Source organism: Sulfurimonas sp. (assembly GCF_041563495.1).
GTDB lineage: Bacteria > Campylobacterota > Campylobacteria > Campylobacterales > Sulfurimonadaceae > Sulfurimonas.
Genome location: NZ_JBFFMZ010000001.1, coordinates 371065 through 391062, shown reverse-complemented (window position 1 = coordinate 391062; position 19998 = coordinate 371065). Strand labels below are relative to the sequence as shown.

Below are 19998 nucleotides of genomic sequence, written 5' to 3'. Positions count from 1 at the left end.
ATGGATTTTAAGATACTTTTTTCTCAGTTAGTTGTTCTGTATTCAAAGCTAACTAAACAGCAGAGAATTATTATTGCTGCAGCTATTGTAGGTATAGTGGCATTTTTAATATTCATGGTTGTATATACAGCTCAAAAAAAGACTGATGATAGTTTTGAAATCTTATTTAACTCTTTAAGTTCTGAAGATGCAGCTAAAGTTGTAGAACAGTTAGAAAAAGACGGCATTGTTTATAAACTAGAAGATAACAACGTTATTAAAGTTCCAAAAGATATTGTCTATAAAGAGAGAATAACTATAGCTTCTATGGGGATTCCTAAAAACAGCGGCGTAGGATTTGAACTTTTTGACACACAAGAATTTGGTGCTACGAGTTTTGACCAAAATGTTAAATACCTTCGCGCTCTGGAGGGTGAACTTTCCCGAACTATTAATGCTCTTGGTCCGATAGAGTCGGCCAGCGTAAGTTTAGCTCTTCCAAAAGAAACACTTTTTATTGCTAAACAAGTTGACCCTAGCGCTTCGGTTATGGTGCAGTTGGTTGAAGGTCAAAAACTGTCGGCTAAACAGATACGCGGTATTAAAAACCTTGTATCCGCAGCAGTACCTAAACTCACTTCCGACAATGTAATGCTTATAAACAGCGATGGAGAAACACTCGGTGATGAAGATGAGATGGCTCAGATGAGTGAGCTCTCAGCCGTACAGCAGAAGTTTAAAACAAAAGAAGAGAAAAAAAGACAGAGAAAGATCATACAGGTAATATCTCCTTTTGTAGGAGGAGATGAAAAAGTTGTTGCTCAGGTAACAATAGAATTTGATTTTTCAATTCAAAACTCCACATCTGAAAAATTTGATCCTGAAAATGTTGTAAGAAGTGAGCAGGTCAGTGAAGAAAAAAGAGAGGGAGGAACTCCGCCTGAGATAGGCGGAGTTCCGGGTACAGTTAGTAACATTGGTCCGGTTCAAGGGCTAAAAAGTAATCAGACAAGTGAAAAGTACGAGAAGAACACAGGTACGACTAATTATGAAGTAGGTAAAACCGTATCAACTACCAAATCGCAGTTTGCACGTATAAAAAGAATAAGTGCTGCTGTTATAGTAGATGGCAAGTACAAATATAAACTCGGTGAAGACGGTAAACCTACGTCAGACCTCGAGTATGAAGCATTGGAAGAGAGTGATTTACAGGCTCTTTCTTCACTAGTGAGTCGTTCGATAGGGATTAATGAGGCAAGGGGCGATGAGATAAGCGTTAAAAACTTACAGTTCAAAAGAAGTGACTCTCGCATTGAGATTAATGGTGTGACTCAAGCGGTTACGTTTAGTCAAACTTATTTAGTTCCATTTTCGGGAGTGTTTAAGTATCTTTTTGTACTCCTTTTACTTCTTATACTGTACAAAAAAGTTATATCTCCATTTGCTCTTAGAATGCTTGAGGTCTCTAAAGAGGATGAAGAGTTTGAACGCCCTTCACTTGATATAGACGATGACGAAGAAGAAGATTTGGTAGAAAAAGTTCAACAGATGCGTAGAAAAGTGGAGAGTCAACTTGGTGTTGGTGAAGGCTTTAATGAAGATGAACTTAAACATGAAGTACTACTGGAAAAAGTCAGAACAATGGCTGAAGATGCACCTGAAGAGATAGCGGCACTGCTTCAATCACTCTTAACCGAAGAGGAAGAAGTTGTCAGAGAAAAGAGGACAAGGTAATGAATTTAAGTCCAACACAACAAGCAGCATTCGATGAAATGAGTATGGCTGAGAAAATCGCTATTTTGCTAATGCAGCTCGGTGAAGAATCTACAGCGGCAATTTTCTCAAACATGACGGTAGATGCTATTACGGAAGTCTCAAAGTTCATTGCAGGTAATAGAACAGTAGAAAAAGCTGTTGCAACAGCGATTCTTGAAGAATTTCATGCTATTTTTCAATCTGGGCAATTCCTTACTACAGGCGGTATGGAGTATGCAAGAGAGCTTCTTTACAGAACGCTTGGACCGGAAGAGGCAAAGAAAGTTTTAGAAAAACTCTCAAAAAGTATGCAAAATACTCAAAATTTCTCATATCTTTCAAAAATCAAGCCTCAGCAATTATCAGACTTTATCATTAATGAGCATCCGCAGACTATTGCACTTATTTTAGCTCACATGGATGCAACGGAAGCTGCAGATACTCTGCAATATTTTCCTGATGATCTACGTTCTGAAGTTGCTATGAGAATGGCAAAACTAGGAGATATCTCTCCTTCAGTTATTAAAAGGGTCTCAGCAGTGCTTGAGTCTAAACTTGAATCTCTTGCTTCATATAAAGTTGAGGTTGGAGGGCCGAGAGCTGTTGCAGATATCTTTAACCGTCTTGGTGCAAAATCTGCAAAAGCTACACTTTCTCAAGTTGAACAGGTAGATGAAGAGCTCGCAACGCTTATTAAAGAGATGATGTTTACCTTTGAAGATATCGTGACATTAGATAAGGCTGCTATTACGGAGATTTTAAAAACTGTGGATAAGAAAGAGCTTATGCTTGCTCTAAAAAGTGCACCTGAAGAACTTAAGGAGAAATTTTTCTCTGCAATGTCTGAGAGAGCTAAAGATGCATTTGAAGAAGAGATGCAGTTCCTTGGTGCTGTTAAAATGAAAGATGTTGAGAGTGCTCAAAGAAAAATTGTTGAACTTGTTAACGGACTTGCTGAGGCTGGAACAATACAAATGGGTTCAACTGACGAGATGGTAGAGTAGGCAATAACAATGGCAACAGTAATCGCAAACGAAAGACTGACAAAACATACTATAGATAAGTATACTTTTAAAGTTTTACCTATGAAAGCGCCTAGTGGCGAAGAGTCTGAACCGGCACCAACAAAAGAGCATAATCCAGGACGCAGAGACAGTGACATAGATTCCAGTGCTTTGAGTCAAAATTCAAAAGATTCATTAATAGAGTCATTAATGAAAAAAACAGATGATATGTCGTCAAATTTTATAAAACTGCAGATGAAACTAGAAGCTATGACAGAGGAGCATACAGCAGAATTAGAAAAAGTAAAAGAAGCATCTTTTAACGAAGGAATAACTGCCGGAAAAGAGTTGGCAGCCAAAGAGCTTGAAGGCAATGTGTCAAATTCAATAGCCCAATTTTCCGCTTCTGTAGCTAAATTAGAACAAAGTGCCGCAGAGTATGAAAAAGCTTTAGAAGGTATCAAAAGTGAGCTGGTAAGTGCAGCCATAGATATTTCTAAAGAGGTTATAACTATTGAGTTGAATGAAAACTCAACAAAGATAGCAGAAATTTTATCAAAAGAATTAATAAAAGAGTTACAAAGTGCATCAAAAATAACACTCAAAGTAAACCCGAAAAACCATGGTGAGATTTCTCAAAGCCTGGGTTTACTGGAACATGTAAATATTGTTTCGGACAATGCCGTCAGTGAAGGCGGTGTTATTGCGATAAGTGATGCGGGAAATATAGATGCACAGATATCAAAAAGATTTGAAAGAGTAAAAAGAGCAGCCCTAAGTGAATAAAAAAATATGAATATTAAACAAAAAAGTATAAAAGAACTAGAGGTTCTTTGCCAAGATATAAGAGAAGAGATTTTAAGAGTAGTTAGTAAAAACGGCGGGCATTTAAGTTCAACACTTGGTGCAACAGAGCTGATTGTGGCGATGCACAGAGTCTTTGACTCGAAACAAGATCCCTTTATTTTTGATGTTTCTCATCAATCATATGCTCACAAACTTCTAACTGGCAGATGGGAAGACTTTGGTACGCTTCGTCAATTTGGCGGAGTATGCGGTTACACAAAACCAAGTGAGTCAGAACATGATTATTTTGTAGCTGGACATAGCTCAACATCTATTTCTTTAGGAGTCGGTGCTGCAAAAGCCATTGCCCTAAAAAATGAACAAAGCAGCAGAATACCTGTTATTATGATAGGTGACGGTTCTATGACTGCTGGTATGGTTTATGAAGCACTAAATGAACTCGGCGATAGAAAATATCCAATGGTCATCATACTAAATGACAATGAGATGAGCATCGCAAAGCCAATTGGTGCAATCAGCAGGATGCTTAGTTCTGCGATGGCATCCCCGTTTTATCAAAAGTTTAAAAAACATACTGAAAACTTTGTAGATAATTTTGGTGACGGTGCTCACTATATTGCTAAAAGAATGGAAGAGAGCTTAAAGCTTATCACTCCCGGTATGATGTTTGAAGAGATGGGAATCAATTATATAGGTCCTGTTGACGGACATAATCTAACTCAGTTAATAGATATTATGCAAACGGCAAAAAAACTTAATCAACCTGTTATCATTCACGCTCAGACTTTAAAAGGCAAAGGTTATGATATTGCTGAAGGTCAAGAAGAGAAGTGGCATGGAGTAGGCCCGTTTGACCTCAGCAACGGAGCAAGTTCTAAAAAATCATCTTCTAAAAGTGCAACACAGATATATACTGAAGCTCTTATGCATCTGGCAAAAAATGATGATAAAATTGTCGGTGCTACGGCGGCTATGCCAAGTGGAACAGGTCTTAGTGAATTAATGGAAGCTTATCCAAATAGATTCTGGGACGTGGCAATCGCAGAACAGCATGCGGTAACCTCAATGGCAGCTCTTGCAAAAGAGGGGTTTAAGCCATTTTGTACAATCTACTCCACATTTTTGCAACGTGGATATGATCAAGTGATTCATGATACATGCCTGATGGATCTTCCTGTTGTCTTTGCACTTGACCGTGCCGGGATAGTCGGAGAAGACGGTGAGACTCACCAAGGTGTTTTTGATATAAGCTTTTTAAGAGCTGTGCCAAATATGACTCTTTTTGCTCCAAGAGATGAGAAATCATTTCATCAGGCGTTAGGTTTTGCTGCAGATTATCAACATCCGTGCTCATTAAGATATCCAAGAGGTTCTTTTACCGAAACAGACTTGCCTGAATCAGCTCCGTTTGAATTAGGCAGATCTCAACTGCTCCGCTCAAATGAGAGTAATATACTTTTCATAGGTTACGGAAACGGTGTGGGACGTGCATATGAGACAGCAGAACTTTTAGATGCAGACGTAAATATACTAGACCTAAGGTTTGTAAAACCGCTTGATGAAGAGAAGCTGCGTGATATGGCAGCTAAACATAAAAAATGGTTTGTATTTAGCGACAGTTCAAAAATGGGTGGTGTAGGTTCTGCTATTTTAGAGTTTTTGGCATCAGAGAAGATTTTAGATGTTGAAGTTGAGAGTTTTGAGTATGAAGATGAGTTTATAACTCACGGGAATACAAAACAGGTGGAAGAGTCTTTAGGGCTTTTACCTAAACAACTGGCTAAGAGAGTAGAGGCACTCTCTTAGTTATTCTCCTATATCTTCATTCCATAATTCTGGAGATTCTTTTATAAAAGAATCCATCAGGTTACAGCACTCTTGATTATCTACAACTTCTACCTCTACACCTCGTGATTTTACATATTCTTCAGGACCTTGAAATGTTTTATTTTCTCCGATTATTACTCTTTTGATTCCATATAAAAGTATCGCACCGCTACACATGTCACATGGAGAAAGAGTTGAGTAAATAGTGGCTTTTTTGTAGTCACTAGCACTAAGTCTTCCTGCATTTTCTAAACAATCCATTTCTGCGTGCAAAATGGCACTTGATTTTTGAACACGTCTGTTGTGCCCCCGTCCTACTATTTTATTGTCAATGACAAGCACAGAACCGATAGGGATTCCACCCTCAGCTAAGCCTTTTTTTGCTTCTTTGATAGCTTCTCGTAAAAAAATATCCATTTTCTTATTCCTTCATCATCAATAGACCGGCGAATCTTCCGGTTATTCCATCTGCTCTATATGAGAAATACTTGTCATTTTTGCAACAGGTGCATTCATTTAATATTTCAATATTTTCTTCTTTTATGGCAGAAGTGAGCAGTTGAGTCATTAAGATTTTGTTTACATCTAAATAAAAGGAATCATCTCTTTTTTCTACAGCATAATCAAGATTCAGTTTTTTTGCTTCTTCGTAAATCTCATAACCGACTTCATAACAGCAGACACCGATATCAGAACCAATACTCACAAATATATTTTCTGTATGAGAGTCATATATGTTAGTAAAAGTGTTGATGACATTTTGAACTATATTTTTAAAAGCACCTTGTCGTCCTGCGTGTGCAACTGCTATGACTTTTTTTCTATCATCATAAAAGAGGATAGGGCTGCAGTCGGCCACCATAACCATAAGAGGTGTGTTCTTTTTATTGCTTATGAGGGCATCACAGGCAGGTGGATTGTCAAATTTGTCTTTTGCATCAACAACATGGACTATATTTGAGTGTATTTGCTTCATGTGAACAAGCGTTCTTCTGTCGTAACCAAGCTCAGATGCCAATATGTCGTGGTTTCTTGTCACAACCAAAGGGTCATCTCCTACGTGAAAGGCAAGGTTTAAAGAATCATATGGAGCACTGCTTAATCCTCCATCCTTAGTAGTGAACGCATGAGTTAAATTTGAGAAATTATTTAATATAGGACTTTGATAAATTTTCATATAATGATTATAACAAAATTTAAAGGCTTAATTTGAGTAATATTAGTATGTATCCCGTAACGCTTGATGGAAGCGATGTACAAAAAAAGCGAGAAGAGATAAGAGAGTATTTTCATAACACATATACTCTCTTTGAAAAAGTGTTTGAATTGTTAAAAGACGATAGCGTGTTTTACAAAAAATCTGAGCTTACCCGCCATCCTATGATATTTTATTTTGGACACACGGCAACATTTTTCGTAAACAAGCTAATAAATATGAAAATCATAAATGAAAGAGTAGATGCAAACTTTGAGTCAATCTTTGCCGTAGGTGTCGATGAGATGGCTTGGGATGATGTCGATTCTAAAAACTACGCTTGGCCGAAAGTCGATGAGGTCAGAGAGTATAGAGCAAAAGTCAAAGAGCTTGTGGATGAGCTGATCATGAACATGCCTCTGACTCTTCCGATAACTCAAGATTCCGATATGTGGATAATCCTTATGGGCATTGAGCACGAGCGGATTCATATTGAGACTTCTTTGGTTCTGCATCGTCAGATGCCCATAGAGTTTGTAAAAGAAGTCGATACATTTAAGATTTGCACTCACAGTTCTCACGCCCCTGCCAATGAGATGATAAACATAAAAGGCGGACATATAAAACTTGGAAAAGATGAGTCTCATCATCTCTATGGCTGGGATAATGAGTATGGCAATTATGAAGAGGATGTAAAAGATTTCAAAAGCTCAAAATATCTTGTAAGTAACGGTGAATTTATGGAGTTTGTAAACTCTGGAGGTTATGAGTGTGAAGATTTTTGGGATGAGGAAGGGAAAGATTTTTTAAAATACACCAAAGCCTCGCATCCGGTATTTTGGGTATTAGATGATGGGGTATATAAGTATAGAGCACTGAGTAAGATAATAGAGATGCCGCTTGACTGGCCCGTTGATGTAAATGCCCTTGAAGCAGAAGCGTTTTGCAGGTACAAGAGTAAAAAAGAGGGTGTGACATATACTCTTCCAAGTGAAGCTGAGTATAGAGCTCTGTATAATCATGCGGGTCTTGAAGATCTGCCTGGATTTCATGAGAGCAGGGCAAACCTTAACTTCTATCACTTTTCAAGTTCATGTCCTGTCAATGAGTTTAGCTTCAATGGAGTCTATGATGTAGTAGGAAATGTCTGGCAGTGGAGCAGAACCCCGATAAGAGGCTTTGAGGGCTTTAAGGTGCATGAAGCTTATGATGATTTCTCAGTACCTACATTTGATGATAGACATGCCATGATTCTGGGTTCATCGTGGGCTAGCAGCGGGAATCTGATAATGAAGCATTCACGTTACGCCTTTAGAAAACATTTTCCTCAAAATGCAGGTTTTAGATATGTCATCTCGGATAATACCGATGAAGCTCAAGCCGATGTATATGAAAGTGATGAATTAGTCTCACAATATTGCGAGTTTCAGTACGGTGAGACTTATTTTGGTGTCAATAATTTTGCCATAGAGTGCGCAAAAATAGCTTCAAAATATGCACTTAATAAGACAAAAGCACTGGACTTGGGCTGTGCGACGGGCAGAGCTACGTATGAGCTTGCAAAAGAGTTTGATGAGGTTGAGGGGATTGATTTTTCTGTTCGTTTTGTTCAAGTCGGAGCAAATTTAAAGGAAACGGGAGAGATAAAATTTCGCTTACCTGAAGAAGGCAGCCTTTTTAGAACAAAAAGTGTCACCATCGAAGAGTTGGGATATGAAAATTTAAAGGACAAAGTCTCTTTTTGGCAGGGAGATGCCTGTAACCTAAAACCAAATTTCAACTCTTATGACCTTGTAATAGCGACTAACCTGATTGATAGGCTCTATAATCCAAGACTATTTTTAGATACCATAGATGAGAGGCTAAACGATGAGGGCGTTCTTATTTTGACTTCTCCATATACTTGGCAGGAAAGCTCTACAGCAAAAGAGTTGTGGCTTGGCGGTTATGTAGATGCAGAGGGCAATGAGGTTAGGACTTTAGACACGCTAAAAAATATTTTAGGTGATAGATTTGAGTTGATTCATCTGCAGGACTTGGAGTTTGTTATAAAAGAGACTCCAAGAAAGTTTCAGCATACTATCTCACAAGTAAGTGTTTGGAAAAAACGTTGAAATACAGCTTTGAAAAATCAGCAGACAGAGAGCATACAAATGCAGAAAAGTATGCTCTAAGAGAGAAGCTCTTTGGTACAAAAGATGTGTTGCCCGTATGGGTTGCAGATATGGACATAGATACTCCTGATTTTGTATTGGATGCTGTAAAAAAGAGACTGCAACATCCAATCGTAGGATATGAAGAAGTGCCTGTTAGTGCCTTTGAAGCTCAGATAGAGTGGATAAAAAAAGAACACGGCATAAGTTTTGAGGTAGAAGATATGTTCTACTCACACTCTGTAGTAGCATCTATGAGTCTCGCTATTGAAGCCTTTAGTGATGTCGGTGATAAAGTGATAGTTCAGACACCAGTCTACCCTCCGTTTTTTCACAGTGTGATGAAACATGAGAGAGAACTGCTGAAAAATCCTCTAAAGCAAAACGCGGACGGAAAATATGTTTTTGACATAGAAGATTTAAAGTCAAAGATTGATGACAAAACAAAACTTCTGCTTCTGTGCTCGCCTCATAATCCAGTGGGAAGAGTTTGGCATAAAGAAGAATTAGAAGAGATTTTACAAGTCTGTTTAGAGCATAATATAGTCGTCTTTAGCGATGAGATACATTCAGATTTAGTCTATGCTCCAAACAAACATATCCCTTTTGCATCAATCAGTAAAGAAGCAAGAGATATCACGGTAACTGCAATAGGTGTGGGAAAAACTTTCAATATGGCAGGCTTTGCGATGAGCAGTGTCGCTATACAAAATAAAGAGTTAAGAGAAAAGTTTTCAAAATGTTATAAATGTGTTCATTTTGCCGAAGGCTCAGTTCTAAGTCATGCTGCATTTGAATCTGCATATATAAACGGTAAAGAGTGGCTTGAAGATTTAAAGAAGCATCTGCAAAAAAACTACAAGATGCTTCAAGAAGTCTGCGAAAAATACAGCGAGCAAATAAAAATAATACCTATTGAGGCAACATATTTAGCTTGGCTTGACTGCCGAGGTATGGATCTAAGCTCAAAAGAGTTGAGAAGGTTTTTTGTTGAGGAAGCAAAGCTTGGTCTTAATGCCGGTCTTAGTTTCGGCAGAGAGGGCGATGGTTTTATGAGATTGAACTTTGCGGTATCAACTACAATAATGTTAGAAGTAATTAAGCGATTAGACAAAGCACTTTCGCTAAAATATCGCAAATTATTATAATAGTAGGAAATTACATTGGCAGCATTTGATTGGGATGAATATAAAGAGTTTAAAAAGTTCAGTGGTAAAGATGATAAGCTTCAGGTAGCTATAGACTTTATGAGAAGTTACTACAACATGAGTGGTCCAAGAGAGCTATATGAGATGCTAAGAGAAGATGACATTGGTAAAATGATGTTAGAAAAAAGAGATATTACAGATGCAGAAGGTTTAGAGAACTTTATGTTTCAGTAATATGAATAGTGACTTAGAAAAAATAGTAAAATTTATAAAAGAGCACCATGTTCTGAGTCTTGCAACTTTTGCAGACTCAGAACTTAGTGTTTGTAACCTCTTTTACGCTTTTGATGAAAAAGAGGTCTCTTTTGTCGTTGCAAGCAGTGACGACACAACGCATATACAACACATATTAAAAAATCCAAATATTGCCGGAACTATTGTTTTAGAGACAAAAACTGTCGGTAAAATCCAAGGTTTGCAGTTTAGGGGAACTTTCTCGCTTTTAAAAGATGAAAATCTTAAAAAGCTGTACTTTAAAACATTTCCTTACGCCTTGGCAATGAGTCCAAAACTTTGGAAGATAAAAATAGAGTATTTTAAAATGACGGACAATAATCTAGGGTTTGGAAAAAAGATTATTTTGAAGGCGCCTTTTCTTTAAACATCGAACAATCCATACCACTGCTTTGAAAAACTACAAGTGAAGGAATTTGCTGTGATTTAAAGCCATAGGCCTTACACCCGTGTGGCTGGTTTTTCTGCCAGGTTACAAAATAAAATTGGCATCTTCTGCAATTGATTCTTTTCATAAATCTTTCTTTATTTAAGTAGGGAATTCTAGCATATTAGATAAAATAAACGAATTAATTTATTAAAAAGAGAACTTAACCTATGGACAAAATATTATTAATGCTACAGCTTCAAGCACAACTAAATGATGCTACAAACGGTGAGAAGTGGACTAAAGGTGTTACAAAGAATGGAAAAGAGATCAATTGGAAGAGATGCATTTATATGGAATGTGCAGAGATGATCGACAGTTTTTCATGGAAACATTGGAAAAGCATCCATCAAGAGCCTGACTGGGAGAACTTGCAGATAGAAGTCATTGATGTGTGGCACTTTATAATGAGTTTGGCTATTGAGAATTATTCACAAACTCTAAGAGGCCAAATTGAAGATTTAGCTATAAATATTTCAAGCCTAGAGAGCTTTGCTGCCATAGACACAAATAATGAACTTTTTGGATCTCAAAGAGATATTATCAAAAAAGTTGAGGATATTATGCTTGCCGTTTTGAGCCATGATGAACTTGACCTGGATGCTCTTGTAACAGACTTTTTTGATTTGGCTCTAATGAGCGGTCTTGACTTAGAAACTTTGTACCGTCTGTATGTAGGTAAAAATATTTTAAATCAGTTTCGTCAGGATAACGGTTATAAAGACGGTTCTTACATCAAAGTTTGGGACGGCGAAGAAGATAATGTTGTCATGAAACGAATTTGGGAAGAAAACGGTGATATTAAGCCTGATACTCTTTATAAAGAAATGACCAAACTATATTTAGCCCTTACTAAGAGTTGATTATTGAGCCAGATATTAGAAGTTAAAAATTTATCTTTCGGATATAAAAAAGATGTTTTACTTTTTAATGATCTCTCAATCACTTTAAAAAAAGGTGAGATAAAGGCTATAGTCGGAGCCAGTGGTGCAGGTAAGAGTACACTTTTTGAGTTGATACTGGGTAACTTAAAACCTATCAGCGGAAGTGTGAAATGTGCAGAAGCATCCGAAGTCTTTCAAGACCCTTACAGCTCATTTCACCCAAGTTACTCTTTGTTAAACCAAATAAAAGATGTGGCATCTACGGATGAGATTGATGTTTATCTTAAAAATCTGAATCTTGAACCCAAAATACTTTCAAAACTTCCGCATGAACTCTCAGGCGGGCAGCTTCAGCGTGCTTCCATACTTAGAGCGATGCTGATGAAACCGGATATCTTACTGTTAGATGAGCCGACATCTGCTCTTGATAATGTCATACAGCTTGAAGTTATGAATATGCTGATGAACTCTCTTGATAAGATGGGAATGCTTTTAATCACACACGACTTGGAGCTTGCAAAGTGGTGTGCTGATGAGATTATTATGTTATAACTATGTAATTATTTTAAAAAATATTTAGCAGCATAAAATCCGCCACCGGCCATAAAAATAGTTCCAAACGAATTTAGCGAGATATTTGCAAGTGCCAAAAAGATATGACCGCCTTCTAGGAGTAAAAAACTCTCTATGGCAAAAGTCGAGTATGTTGTAAGGGCACCTAGTATTCCTGTTGAGAGAAAAGATTTTGCAGAAAGAGAAAAAAGTGTAGTATACATAAAATAAGCGATGAGTATACCCATTAAAAAACTGCCTATCAGGTTTACTCCAAGAGTACCAAACGGAAGATCATGAGGTAGTCTGTGAGATATCAGACCATTGAAATATGCTCTTAAAACAGCTCCGATAAAACCGCCGCTACCTATGGCCAGGATTGTTTGCCAACTCATCATCATATACCTTTTGCATTTTTGCTCTTAACTCATTTAGCCATTCTTTGTCATTTTTATCGGCTATAAACGATTCCATATAAATTACTTTTATACGACCCGGTTTGTAATAAAAGTTTTTAACATTGTAATATTTGGCTGTTTGCATAAGTACTACTGGTTGAACACGAAGTTTATATTTGTCTGCAACCATCTTAGCACCTGATTTAAAAGGCAGCATTTTTCCCTTTGTTGAACGTGTCCCTTCTGGAAACATGGTGATTGTTCTGCCTTTATCAAGTCTGCTTTTTGCATCTTTTAAAAGTTTAATAAGGGAAGTTTTACTTTCTCTTTCAACTGCTATATCTTGTGGCAGTTTTAGAGCAAGTCCAAAAAAAGGTATCTCAAAAAGCTCTTTTTTTGCAACCCATGCCAAGTCTTTATTTGTGATAGTCTCCATAATTCCTATGTCTAAGTCACTTTGATGATTTAGTAAAAACATCTGAGTCTCGGGATCTTCTTTCCCTTGGATATCAACTGAATAGAAAGTCGTAAGTCTGATTATCCATGCGGATATTTTTCTAGAGTATGGTCTCGGGACAATATAATAAAGCAGTATCATCAAGCCTAAAGAAGATAATATGACTATTGTCGCAAAAAGCCAACTAATCCTTGCAAATATCTTCATTTTTCACCCAACCTATTTTTTCATTTTTTAGTTTTACTTTTACAAAATCTTTTATGCTTCCCTCTTTTTGCAAATGGTATACGCTGCTTGTTCTTTCAAAAATTGTTCCATTATTAACAGGAAGAAGGTAGATGCTAGATCCTACCTTTATACACACCTCTTTAGAGGGTACTCCAATATAAGCAATATAAGCTAAAGGGATAAGAATAAAAATCAAATATATATACTTTTTTCTCCACAGTATAAAAATAAATGCTACAAGGGCAATTATACCTGCTATAGTCATTTTTAATCTTTGACGAGATTGATCGATCGGTTTAAGGTCAGTTTGTGTAGTCACACTGTCATCATTTACTATTATAGGAATATTTAGACGTAAAAACTTGTTTTTTTCCAAGTTAAAGTATGTAAATGAGAAGTTTTGAATATCTTTATTTATTACAACGTAATAAACTATTTTAGAGTCAAAGTGTGATTCTGTAATTGATTCGATACCTTGCTTATAAACATTCTGGAGTTTAAATGCACTGATATCACAGTTTGTAGCAGTCGCTACAAAAACTACTATATTGTGTTGTTCATCATAAGAAGTAGTCTTATACTCAAGCAATTCGAAAGAGTTTGCAATTATATTTGAAAAGTTCTTTTTTGGATTAAGAGTTACTACATTTAGCTCTTTTCCGTTGAGTGTGGTATCTTTATACACAGTGTTATTATAATCATGCAGCGTGGCAGTAAAGTCCGGCAGTACAGCTTTGCTTGACGTTGTTAAAAAATAAAAAGTATCATGGTAATATTTAGGGTCTTCTTCTCTATATGGAATCTCATTAAGGATTTTAAGACCTTCATGATTGGTAAGTTCGTAAGTAATATCTACAAAAGAAGGAACAGTGGAGAGAGTTTTGAGAGTTACGGAAAATATTTCACCTTTTATAACTCTATCGGGTGTTTTTTCAAAACTAAGATATAAAACTTTTGGTAAATCCGGAGTTATTTGATTATTTTCATATGAATTATATGTGTTGTTAGTATCATTAATGATAGTAGTAGTTTCATTTGAGCTTAGGGTTGTAAACAGTAACAACCCTAAAAGAAGTAAACGCATCACGCTTCTAAAAATCCTTGAAGCATTTTAACTCCATCATCACTCCCTAGAAGTGATTCCATTGCACGTTCAGGATGAGGCATAAGACCAAATACATTTTTTTCTTTGTTGCATATACCTGCAATAGATTCAACACTTCCGTTAGGGTTTAGTATATCACCGTTTGCATCTGTATATTTTAAAAGTATTTGATTGTTTTCTTCCAACTCTTTTAGTCCATCGGCATCTATAAAGTAGTTTCCGTCATGGTGAGCAATGGGAATATTTACAACATCATTATTATTTAGTTTTTCTAAGAAGATATTGTCATTGTTTATAACTTTTAGGTTATGGTGCTTAGAGATAAAGTGAAGGCTCTCATTTCTTTTAAGTGCACCCGGAAGCAGTCCCGATTCAGTTAAAACCTGAAAACCGTTACAAATGCCAAGAACTTTACCACCTGCTTTAGCATATTGACCAACTGCTTTCATTACAGGACTGAACTTAGCTATTGCTCCGCTTCTTAGGTAATCACCGTATGAGAAACCGCCTGCAACTACTAAAAGATCAGTATCACTTGGAATTGATTCGGACTTGTGCCAGATTATCTCTGTCTCAGCTCCCAATTTTTCAAATGCATGTTGTGTGTCGTATTCACAGTTAGTTCCAGGGAATTGAAGGATAGATACTTTCATTAAACTAGCTCTATCTCATAATCTTCAATTACCGTGTTTGCCAAAAGCTCTTCACACATCTTAGTCACATCAGCCATTGCTGCTGTTTTATCTTCAGTTTCCAGTTTTAAAATAATTTGTTTGCCGACACGAACATCGCTTACATTGTCAAAGTGAAGAGAGCCTAGAGCGTGGTGTACAGCTTTACCTTGAGAGTCTAAAACACCTGCTTTAAGAGATACGTTTACTATTGCTTTTATCATTATTATTTTCCTAAAATTCTATTTAATACTTGCTCGTAAGCTACTGTTATTCCGCCGAGACCTTGACGGAATCTGTCTTTATCCATCTTTTCGCCGCTCTCAACATCCCAAAAACGACAATTGTCCGGAGATATCTCATCAACCAAGATTATATTTCCGCTGCTGTCTTTTCCAAACTCTAATTTGAAGTCAACAAGATTAAGACCTTTTTCAAAAAAGTAAGGACGAAGAATATCGTTTACCTGTCTCGCCATTCTTCTAAGCTTGTCAAGTTCATCTTGGTAATCTACCAGTCCAAGTATTAAGGCATGCTGGTCATTTAGTTTAGGATCACCCAACTCATCATTTTTATAATCAAATTCAACTAGAGTGAACGGAAGAACTTTTCCATCTTCTATACCAAGGTTACGGCTCAAACTACCGGTTGCAATATTACGCACTATAACTTCGATTAAAATCACATCGACTTTTTTGTGAAGCATGTGATTGTCATCTAGCATCTTTACAAAGTGAGTTTGGATTCCGTTAGCTTCTAAAAGTTTAAATAGCTCAGTAGAAATTTTATTATTAAGTGCGCCTTTACCGGACTCACTTGATTTTTTTTCGCCATTAAACGCTGTTAAATCATCTTTAAACTCTGAAATTACTAAGTTTTCATCAACAGTTAAAAATAATTTTTTAGCTTTTCCTTCGTAAAGTAGTTCTCTTTTTTCCATTTCCTATTTATCCTTTTACTATTATTAACGCTTTAATAACATCAACCGATTCTTTTAGTTGAATATCTTTATACAATTGTTCTTTCGTAATTATATCTTTTTTAGCCTTATCTTTTTTAGACTTTTTATCTTTATCTTTGTCATTACCGTTAACTTTAACAAGTTCTTCTTCTAAGTGTTTTTTTAGATCAGCCTCTTTAATAGAAAATCCGTTTTCTTTAGTCTGGACTTCTCCGGGTTGAACTTCAATATCCGGTTTAACTCCGACAGCTTGAATAGTCCTTCCGCTTGGAAGGTAGTATCTTGCAATTGTAAGTTTGATAGCTTCTTTTTGAGTAATAGGGAGTACTACTTGAACACTTCCTTTTCCAAAAGTGTTTTCACCGATGATTACACCACGTCTGTGGTCTTGAAGTGCTCCGCTTACAATCTCAGATGCAGAGGCGCTTCCTCCGTTTACTAAAACAACTAAAGGTACATTTGTAATCGTATTGCTCTTTTTTGCTTTGTATACTTGGTTGTCTGATTCCTTGCGGCCTTTTTGAGAAACAATATCTCCCTCATTCACAAATAAATCAACAAGTCCAACAGCCTGGTCAAGTAAACCGCCCGGGTTATTTCTTAAATCAAGAATGATTCCTTTTGTGGTTGCTTTTTTCTTGTTTATAGATTTCATTACATCTTCAACAACTTTTTTATCAAAGCTTGTAACACGAACATATAGAATATCTTTGCCGATAGTTTTTGTGTAGACTGACTCAATAGTTATAATACCTCTAACTATTTTTATAGGAAGGGGTTTAGCTTCTCCTTTACGGACAATTGTAATCTCAATAGGGTCACCCACTTTTCCTCTCATAATAGAAACTGCTTCATCTATTGTCATATTCAGAGTCGATTTTTCGTTAATCTTTAGGATTATATCACCGGCTTTGAGTCCCGCTAAATCTGCAGGAGTACCCTCAATAGGTGCTATTACAGTCAGTGCCCCGTCTCTGATTCCTACAGTGATGCCAAGTCCTCCAAATTCACCGTCTGTTTGAACTTTTAGTTTTTTATAATCTTTTTGAGTAAGAAAGTTTGAATGGGCATCAAGATTACTCATCATACCTTGGAGTGCTTTGTCCATAAGTTCTTCAATCGTAACGTCATCGACATTGTATTGCTCAACTATGCTTATAACCTTTGTAAATTTAGCCAGGGCTTGAAGTCTTGAAGCTTCTTTTTTAGTGTCCTCACCAGTATTATCAGTAGTTTTTGCAAAAAGTTCTGCAGAAAAAATTATAGAGATTGCAATTGTTGCAGCGGCAAAACCAAGAGTTATATATTTTTTGTTTTTCATATTTTTTCCTATTATATTTAAAGAGGGATATTATAGTAAAAAGCTGTTTAAATAACAACTTTATTGATTTGTGACCAGATATATTTATATTATTTCTATATAATACGAAAATTAATAAAAGCATTATTTAAAAAGGGATAAAAATGAGTACAATTAAAGAGTATTTAACATCTGACCATGCTAGATGCGATGAGTTCTTTGCATCTATGGAAGCAAAAGCAAATGAGTCTTTATCAGATGCAAAAAGTGATTTTGAAGAGTTCGCAAATGCTACAGAGAGACACTTCCAGATGGAAGAGAGAGTTATGTTTTTAGAGTTTGAGACTAAGACAGGTATGACAGAGGGTCCTACTGCCATGATGAGACATGAACATGTTCAAATGAGAAATCTGATAAAACAGATGGGCGAAGCTATTGATGATGGAAACAAAGATAAGTTTTTTGGACTTTCAGAGACTCTTATGATTCTTATGCAACAACATAACATGAAAGAAGAGCAGATGCTATATACTATGGCTCAACAACATTTAAGCGCAGAGGCACCAAGAATAGTAGATATGATGGAGTCTATGATTGTTGAGTAGTTTTATCGGAGTCAATTATGGAACTTAACGGTTTATCAATAGATCAAGCCCCTCCAATATTTGCGCCAATCAGATTTTATTTAACGGCACCGCTGTTTGCAATACTTGCGGGATTTTTAATCTTTTTTAGCGATGCCGGTATTTTGATGAGTAGATATTCTACGGATGCTATTGTCATTACACATGCATTGACAATCGGTTTTTTAGGTTTTATAATGCTTGGTTCATTAACTCAGATGCTTCCTGTTCTGGCAGGTGTGCAAATCCCAAGAGTAAATTTAGTCTCAAAAATTTCATATATCTTTTTAGTCCTTGGTACTCTTTTTATGATACTTGGACTGAAAAATGAAGCTGTTGTCTTTGATACGGCTGCCCTATTTTTACTAGGTCTTGGTTTTAGTATGATGATAGTGGTTATCGCAATGGCGATAGTCAAAGTAAAAAACTTTAGTCCTACCGTAAAAGCAATGAGCGTCAGCCTCGTATTTGCATCTATAACAGTTTTAATGGGACTATTTTTACTATTTACTTATGTTGATGAGGACTATGCACTTTACAGAAATGTTGTCGCGAATGTTCACAGTGTGTGGGGAATATTCGGATTTGGAGGAATCTTGATTATAGGTGTAACATTTCAGGTTTTGCCGATGTTTTATGTTGCACCGAGATTTAAACAGTTTTGTAAAAGAAGAGTAGTCTTGCTTATTAGTCTTGGTCTAGTGATCTGGTTGCTTACAAATGTATTTGCAGAGTCTTACTCTGTCATCGGAAAGTCTTGGATTGCACTTTTTTTCTGGGCATTTGCCACTACTGTTTGGCGAAAGTTGAGTGCTCGTCGCCGTCCTATAAGTGATGTGACGGTATGGTACTGGAGAATTGCGAGTATATCTTTGACTCTGGGAGCTTTTCTTTGGATTTTTGATGAATACTTTCATCATGAGTATATAGTAATGGTAGCTATTTTGCTTGGCGGCGGGTTTATACTCTCGATAATGATGGGAATGCTTTATAAAATAATCCCGTTTCTTGTCTGGTTTCATCTTAATGCCATGGGATACATGAGTATTCCTACAATGAATGAGATGATAGATAAAAACTTATCTAGAATCCAATTTATTTTATTTGTGGCATCTTTAATCGGTTTTATCTTTGCATTTTATATTCCTGTTTTACTAAAAATTTCTGCACTTAGTTTTATAATAAGTATGGTAATTTTACAATATAATGTCATAGCACCGGTTTTGATATATAACAAGACTAAAAAAACTAAACCTGATTTTGACATGAGTGCATTTACAATAACTTAGGGTGGTGATGAAGAATATAATTTTAATAGGATTTATGGGAGTTGGAAAGGGTAGTGTGGCCAGAGAAGTCATAAAACACTCTGATTACATTGCCATAGATACCGATGATCTGATTGAGAGTATGCAAAACAAAAGAATCAAAAAGATTTTTGAAGAAGATGGTGAAGCTTATTTTAGAAAATTAGAGCATGATGTCGCTCTGTGGCTTGAATCAAGTGTTAAAAATACTCTTATTTCGACAGGCGGCGGTTTTTACAAACAAAAAAATCTAAAAAAAATAGGTATAGTAGTCCTTTTGGATTCACCGTTTGACAAGATAATAAAACGAATCAAAAATCATCCAAATGCGGATAGAAAACTTAAAAAAAGACCTCTTTTGAATGACTTGGAAAAGGCAAAAGAACTTTATAACGAGCGTCGTCCCGAATATCTTGCTTTAGCAGATATTGTCATAGACGTAACAAAAAAAAGCGCGTTAGAGTGCTCAAATGAACTTCTTAAAAAGGTGAAAAAACATGCGTAAGATTTTAATATACTTAATGTTGCTGTTTTCTACAACGATTATGGCATCAGAGATTAAATGGGCTAAAGATTATGATTCAGGAATAAAAGAGGCAGCAAGATTCGTTAGGCCGGTACTGTTCATCTCATCAAGACATACATGCAAGTTTTGCGTTATCCTGGATAATACAACTTTAAAAGATGAAAGAGTTGTAAAAGCTTTAAATAAAGACTTTGTTTCTATTATTGCATACAGTGATGAACAGGATTATATGCCTAGAGAGCTTTACCAACCGGGTACACCGGCAATATGGTTCTTGTTACCAAGCGGTGAGCCGATGTTCCAGCCAATCATGGGTGCAATAGATGCAGAGAATTTTTTAAATGCACTAAAAATTGTTAAAAAAGAGTTTGATGACTTCATGAAGAGCGGAAAATAA

Annotated in this window: 23 protein-coding genes; 14 read left to right on the top strand and 9 right to left on the bottom strand. The window is 36.3% G+C overall.

Annotation, left to right across the window (positions count from 1 at the left end; all coding sequences use genetic code 11):
- Genes fliF through dxs form a run of 4 tightly spaced genes read left to right on the top strand, consistent with a single transcriptional unit; the run spans window position 1 to window position 5351 of the window.
- Window positions 1-1713 carry a flagellar basal-body MS-ring/collar protein FliF gene (fliF, locus tag ABYK18_RS01850; protein ID WP_373034882.1) on the top strand — a complete coding sequence of 571 codons (1713 nt, stop codon included), beginning with the start codon at window positions 1-3 and terminating at the stop codon, window positions 1711-1713.
- Window positions 1713-2738 (top strand): flagellar motor switch protein FliG, encoded by a 1026-nt coding sequence (fliG, locus tag ABYK18_RS01845; RefSeq protein WP_373034881.1) that lies wholly within the window; start codon window positions 1713-1715, stop codon window positions 2736-2738. Before fliF ends, fliG begins: the two co-directional genes overlap by 1 nt.
- Before the next feature lie 9 nt (window positions 2739-2747).
- The gene (fliH, locus tag ABYK18_RS01840; RefSeq protein ID WP_373034880.1) at window positions 2748-3524 is read left to right on the top strand and encodes a flagellar assembly protein FliH; all 777 of its coding nucleotides are present in this window, start codon (window positions 2748-2750) and stop codon (window positions 3522-3524) included.
- A 6-nt stretch (window positions 3525-3530) separates the two neighbouring features.
- Entirely contained in the window at window positions 3531-5351 is a 1821-nt protein-coding gene (gene dxs / locus ABYK18_RS01835; RefSeq protein WP_373034879.1) for a 1-deoxy-D-xylulose-5-phosphate synthase, read from the top strand.
- Here dxs and ABYK18_RS01830 read toward each other — a convergent pair whose 3' ends face one another.
- Window positions 5352-5789 carry a nucleoside deaminase gene (locus tag ABYK18_RS01830; RefSeq protein WP_373034878.1) on the bottom strand — a complete coding sequence of 146 codons (438 nt, stop codon included), beginning with the start codon at window positions 5787-5789 and terminating at the stop codon, window positions 5352-5354.
- A 4-nt stretch (window positions 5790-5793) separates the two neighbouring features.
- Window positions 5794-6549 carry a peptidoglycan editing factor PgeF gene (gene pgeF, locus ABYK18_RS01825; protein ID WP_373034877.1) on the bottom strand — a complete coding sequence of 252 codons (756 nt, stop codon included), beginning with the start codon at window positions 6547-6549 and terminating at the stop codon, window positions 5794-5796.
- Window positions 6550-6581: 32 nt separating this feature from the next.
- Here pgeF and ovoA point away from each other — a divergent pair, with 32 nt between their 5' ends.
- From ovoA to ABYK18_RS01795, 6 genes are all read left to right on the top strand, one after another.
- Complete coding sequence (gene ovoA / locus ABYK18_RS01820; protein WP_373034876.1) at window positions 6582-8681, top strand: 5-histidylcysteine sulfoxide synthase; 2100 nt, start codon at window positions 6582-6584, stop codon at window positions 8679-8681.
- A complete protein-coding gene (locus tag ABYK18_RS01815) occupies window positions 8678-9868 on the top strand; it encodes a PatB family C-S lyase (protein WP_373034875.1) in 1191 nt (396 codons plus the stop codon). The genes ovoA and ABYK18_RS01815 overlap by 4 nt, the downstream gene beginning before the upstream one ends.
- A 15-nt stretch (window positions 9869-9883) precedes the next feature.
- Window positions 9884-10102: a hypothetical protein gene (locus tag ABYK18_RS01810; RefSeq protein WP_373034873.1), complete on the top strand. Its 219-nt coding sequence runs from the start codon at window positions 9884-9886 to the stop codon at window positions 10100-10102.
- A 1-nt stretch (window position 10103) separates the two neighbouring features.
- On the top strand, window positions 10104-10529 hold the full coding sequence (locus tag ABYK18_RS01805; RefSeq protein ID WP_373034872.1) for a pyridoxamine 5'-phosphate oxidase family protein: 426 nt from the start codon (window positions 10104-10106) through the stop codon (window positions 10527-10529).
- A 230-nt stretch (window positions 10530-10759) separates the two neighbouring features.
- Window positions 10760-11452 carry a dUTP diphosphatase gene (locus ABYK18_RS01800; RefSeq protein ID WP_373034871.1) on the top strand — a complete coding sequence of 231 codons (693 nt, stop codon included), beginning with the start codon at window positions 10760-10762 and terminating at the stop codon, window positions 11450-11452.
- A 3-nt stretch (window positions 11453-11455) separates the two neighbouring features.
- A complete protein-coding gene (locus ABYK18_RS01795) occupies window positions 11456-12025 on the top strand; it encodes an ABC transporter ATP-binding protein (protein ID WP_373034870.1) in 570 nt (189 codons plus the stop codon).
- Window positions 12026-12033: 8 nt separating this feature from the next.
- On the opposite strand, the gene crcB is transcribed toward ABYK18_RS01795, so the two are convergent.
- Genes crcB through ABYK18_RS01760 form a run of 7 tightly spaced genes read right to left on the bottom strand, consistent with a single transcriptional unit; the run spans window position 12034 to window position 17166 of the window.
- Window positions 12034-12420, bottom strand: coding sequence for a fluoride efflux transporter CrcB (crcB, locus tag ABYK18_RS01790; protein WP_373034869.1), 387 nt, complete (start codon window positions 12418-12420; stop codon window positions 12034-12036).
- Window positions 12389-13087, bottom strand: a complete 699-nt coding sequence (locus ABYK18_RS01785; protein ID WP_373034868.1) for a lysophospholipid acyltransferase family protein — start codon at window positions 13085-13087, stop codon at window positions 12389-12391. Before ABYK18_RS01785 ends, crcB begins: the two co-directional genes overlap by 32 nt.
- Window positions 13065-14192 (bottom strand): hypothetical protein, encoded by a 1128-nt coding sequence (locus ABYK18_RS01780; protein ID WP_373034909.1) that lies wholly within the window; start codon window positions 14190-14192, stop codon window positions 13065-13067. Before ABYK18_RS01780 ends, ABYK18_RS01785 begins: the two co-directional genes overlap by 23 nt.
- The gene (gene purQ, locus ABYK18_RS01775) at window positions 14192-14866 is read right to left on the bottom strand and encodes a phosphoribosylformylglycinamidine synthase subunit PurQ (protein WP_373034866.1); all 675 of its coding nucleotides are present in this window, start codon (window positions 14864-14866) and stop codon (window positions 14192-14194) included. Before purQ ends, ABYK18_RS01780 begins: the two co-directional genes overlap by 1 nt.
- Window positions 14866-15105: a phosphoribosylformylglycinamidine synthase subunit PurS gene (purS, locus tag ABYK18_RS01770; RefSeq protein ID WP_373034908.1), complete on the bottom strand. Its 240-nt coding sequence runs from the start codon at window positions 15103-15105 to the stop codon at window positions 14866-14868. The genes purQ and purS overlap by 1 nt, the downstream gene beginning before the upstream one ends.
- A gap of 5 nt (window positions 15106-15110) precedes the next feature.
- Window positions 15111-15824, bottom strand: a complete 714-nt coding sequence (gene purC, locus ABYK18_RS01765; protein WP_373034865.1) for a phosphoribosylaminoimidazolesuccinocarboxamide synthase — start codon at window positions 15822-15824, stop codon at window positions 15111-15113.
- Between the two features lie 7 nt (window positions 15825-15831).
- The gene (locus tag ABYK18_RS01760; RefSeq protein WP_373034863.1) at window positions 15832-17166 is read right to left on the bottom strand and encodes a S41 family peptidase; all 1335 of its coding nucleotides are present in this window, start codon (window positions 17164-17166) and stop codon (window positions 15832-15834) included.
- 143 nt (window positions 17167-17309) lie between these two features.
- On the opposite strand from ABYK18_RS01760, the gene ABYK18_RS01755 reads away from it, so the two are divergent.
- Genes ABYK18_RS01755 through ABYK18_RS01740 form a run of 4 tightly spaced genes read left to right on the top strand, consistent with a single transcriptional unit; the run spans window position 17310 to window position 19998 of the window.
- On the top strand, window positions 17310-17750 hold the full coding sequence (locus tag ABYK18_RS01755) for a hemerythrin domain-containing protein (protein ID WP_373034862.1): 441 nt from the start codon (window positions 17310-17312) through the stop codon (window positions 17748-17750).
- Between the two features lie 17 nt (window positions 17751-17767).
- Window positions 17768-19057, top strand: a complete 1290-nt coding sequence (locus tag ABYK18_RS01750) for a hypothetical protein (RefSeq protein WP_373034861.1) — start codon at window positions 17768-17770, stop codon at window positions 19055-19057.
- A gap of 7 nt (window positions 19058-19064) precedes the next feature.
- Window positions 19065-19580 carry a shikimate kinase gene (locus ABYK18_RS01745; protein WP_373034860.1) on the top strand — a complete coding sequence of 172 codons (516 nt, stop codon included), beginning with the start codon at window positions 19065-19067 and terminating at the stop codon, window positions 19578-19580.
- Complete coding sequence (locus ABYK18_RS01740; protein ID WP_373034859.1) at window positions 19573-19998, top strand: thioredoxin family protein; 426 nt, start codon at window positions 19573-19575, stop codon at window positions 19996-19998. Before ABYK18_RS01745 ends, ABYK18_RS01740 begins: the two co-directional genes overlap by 8 nt.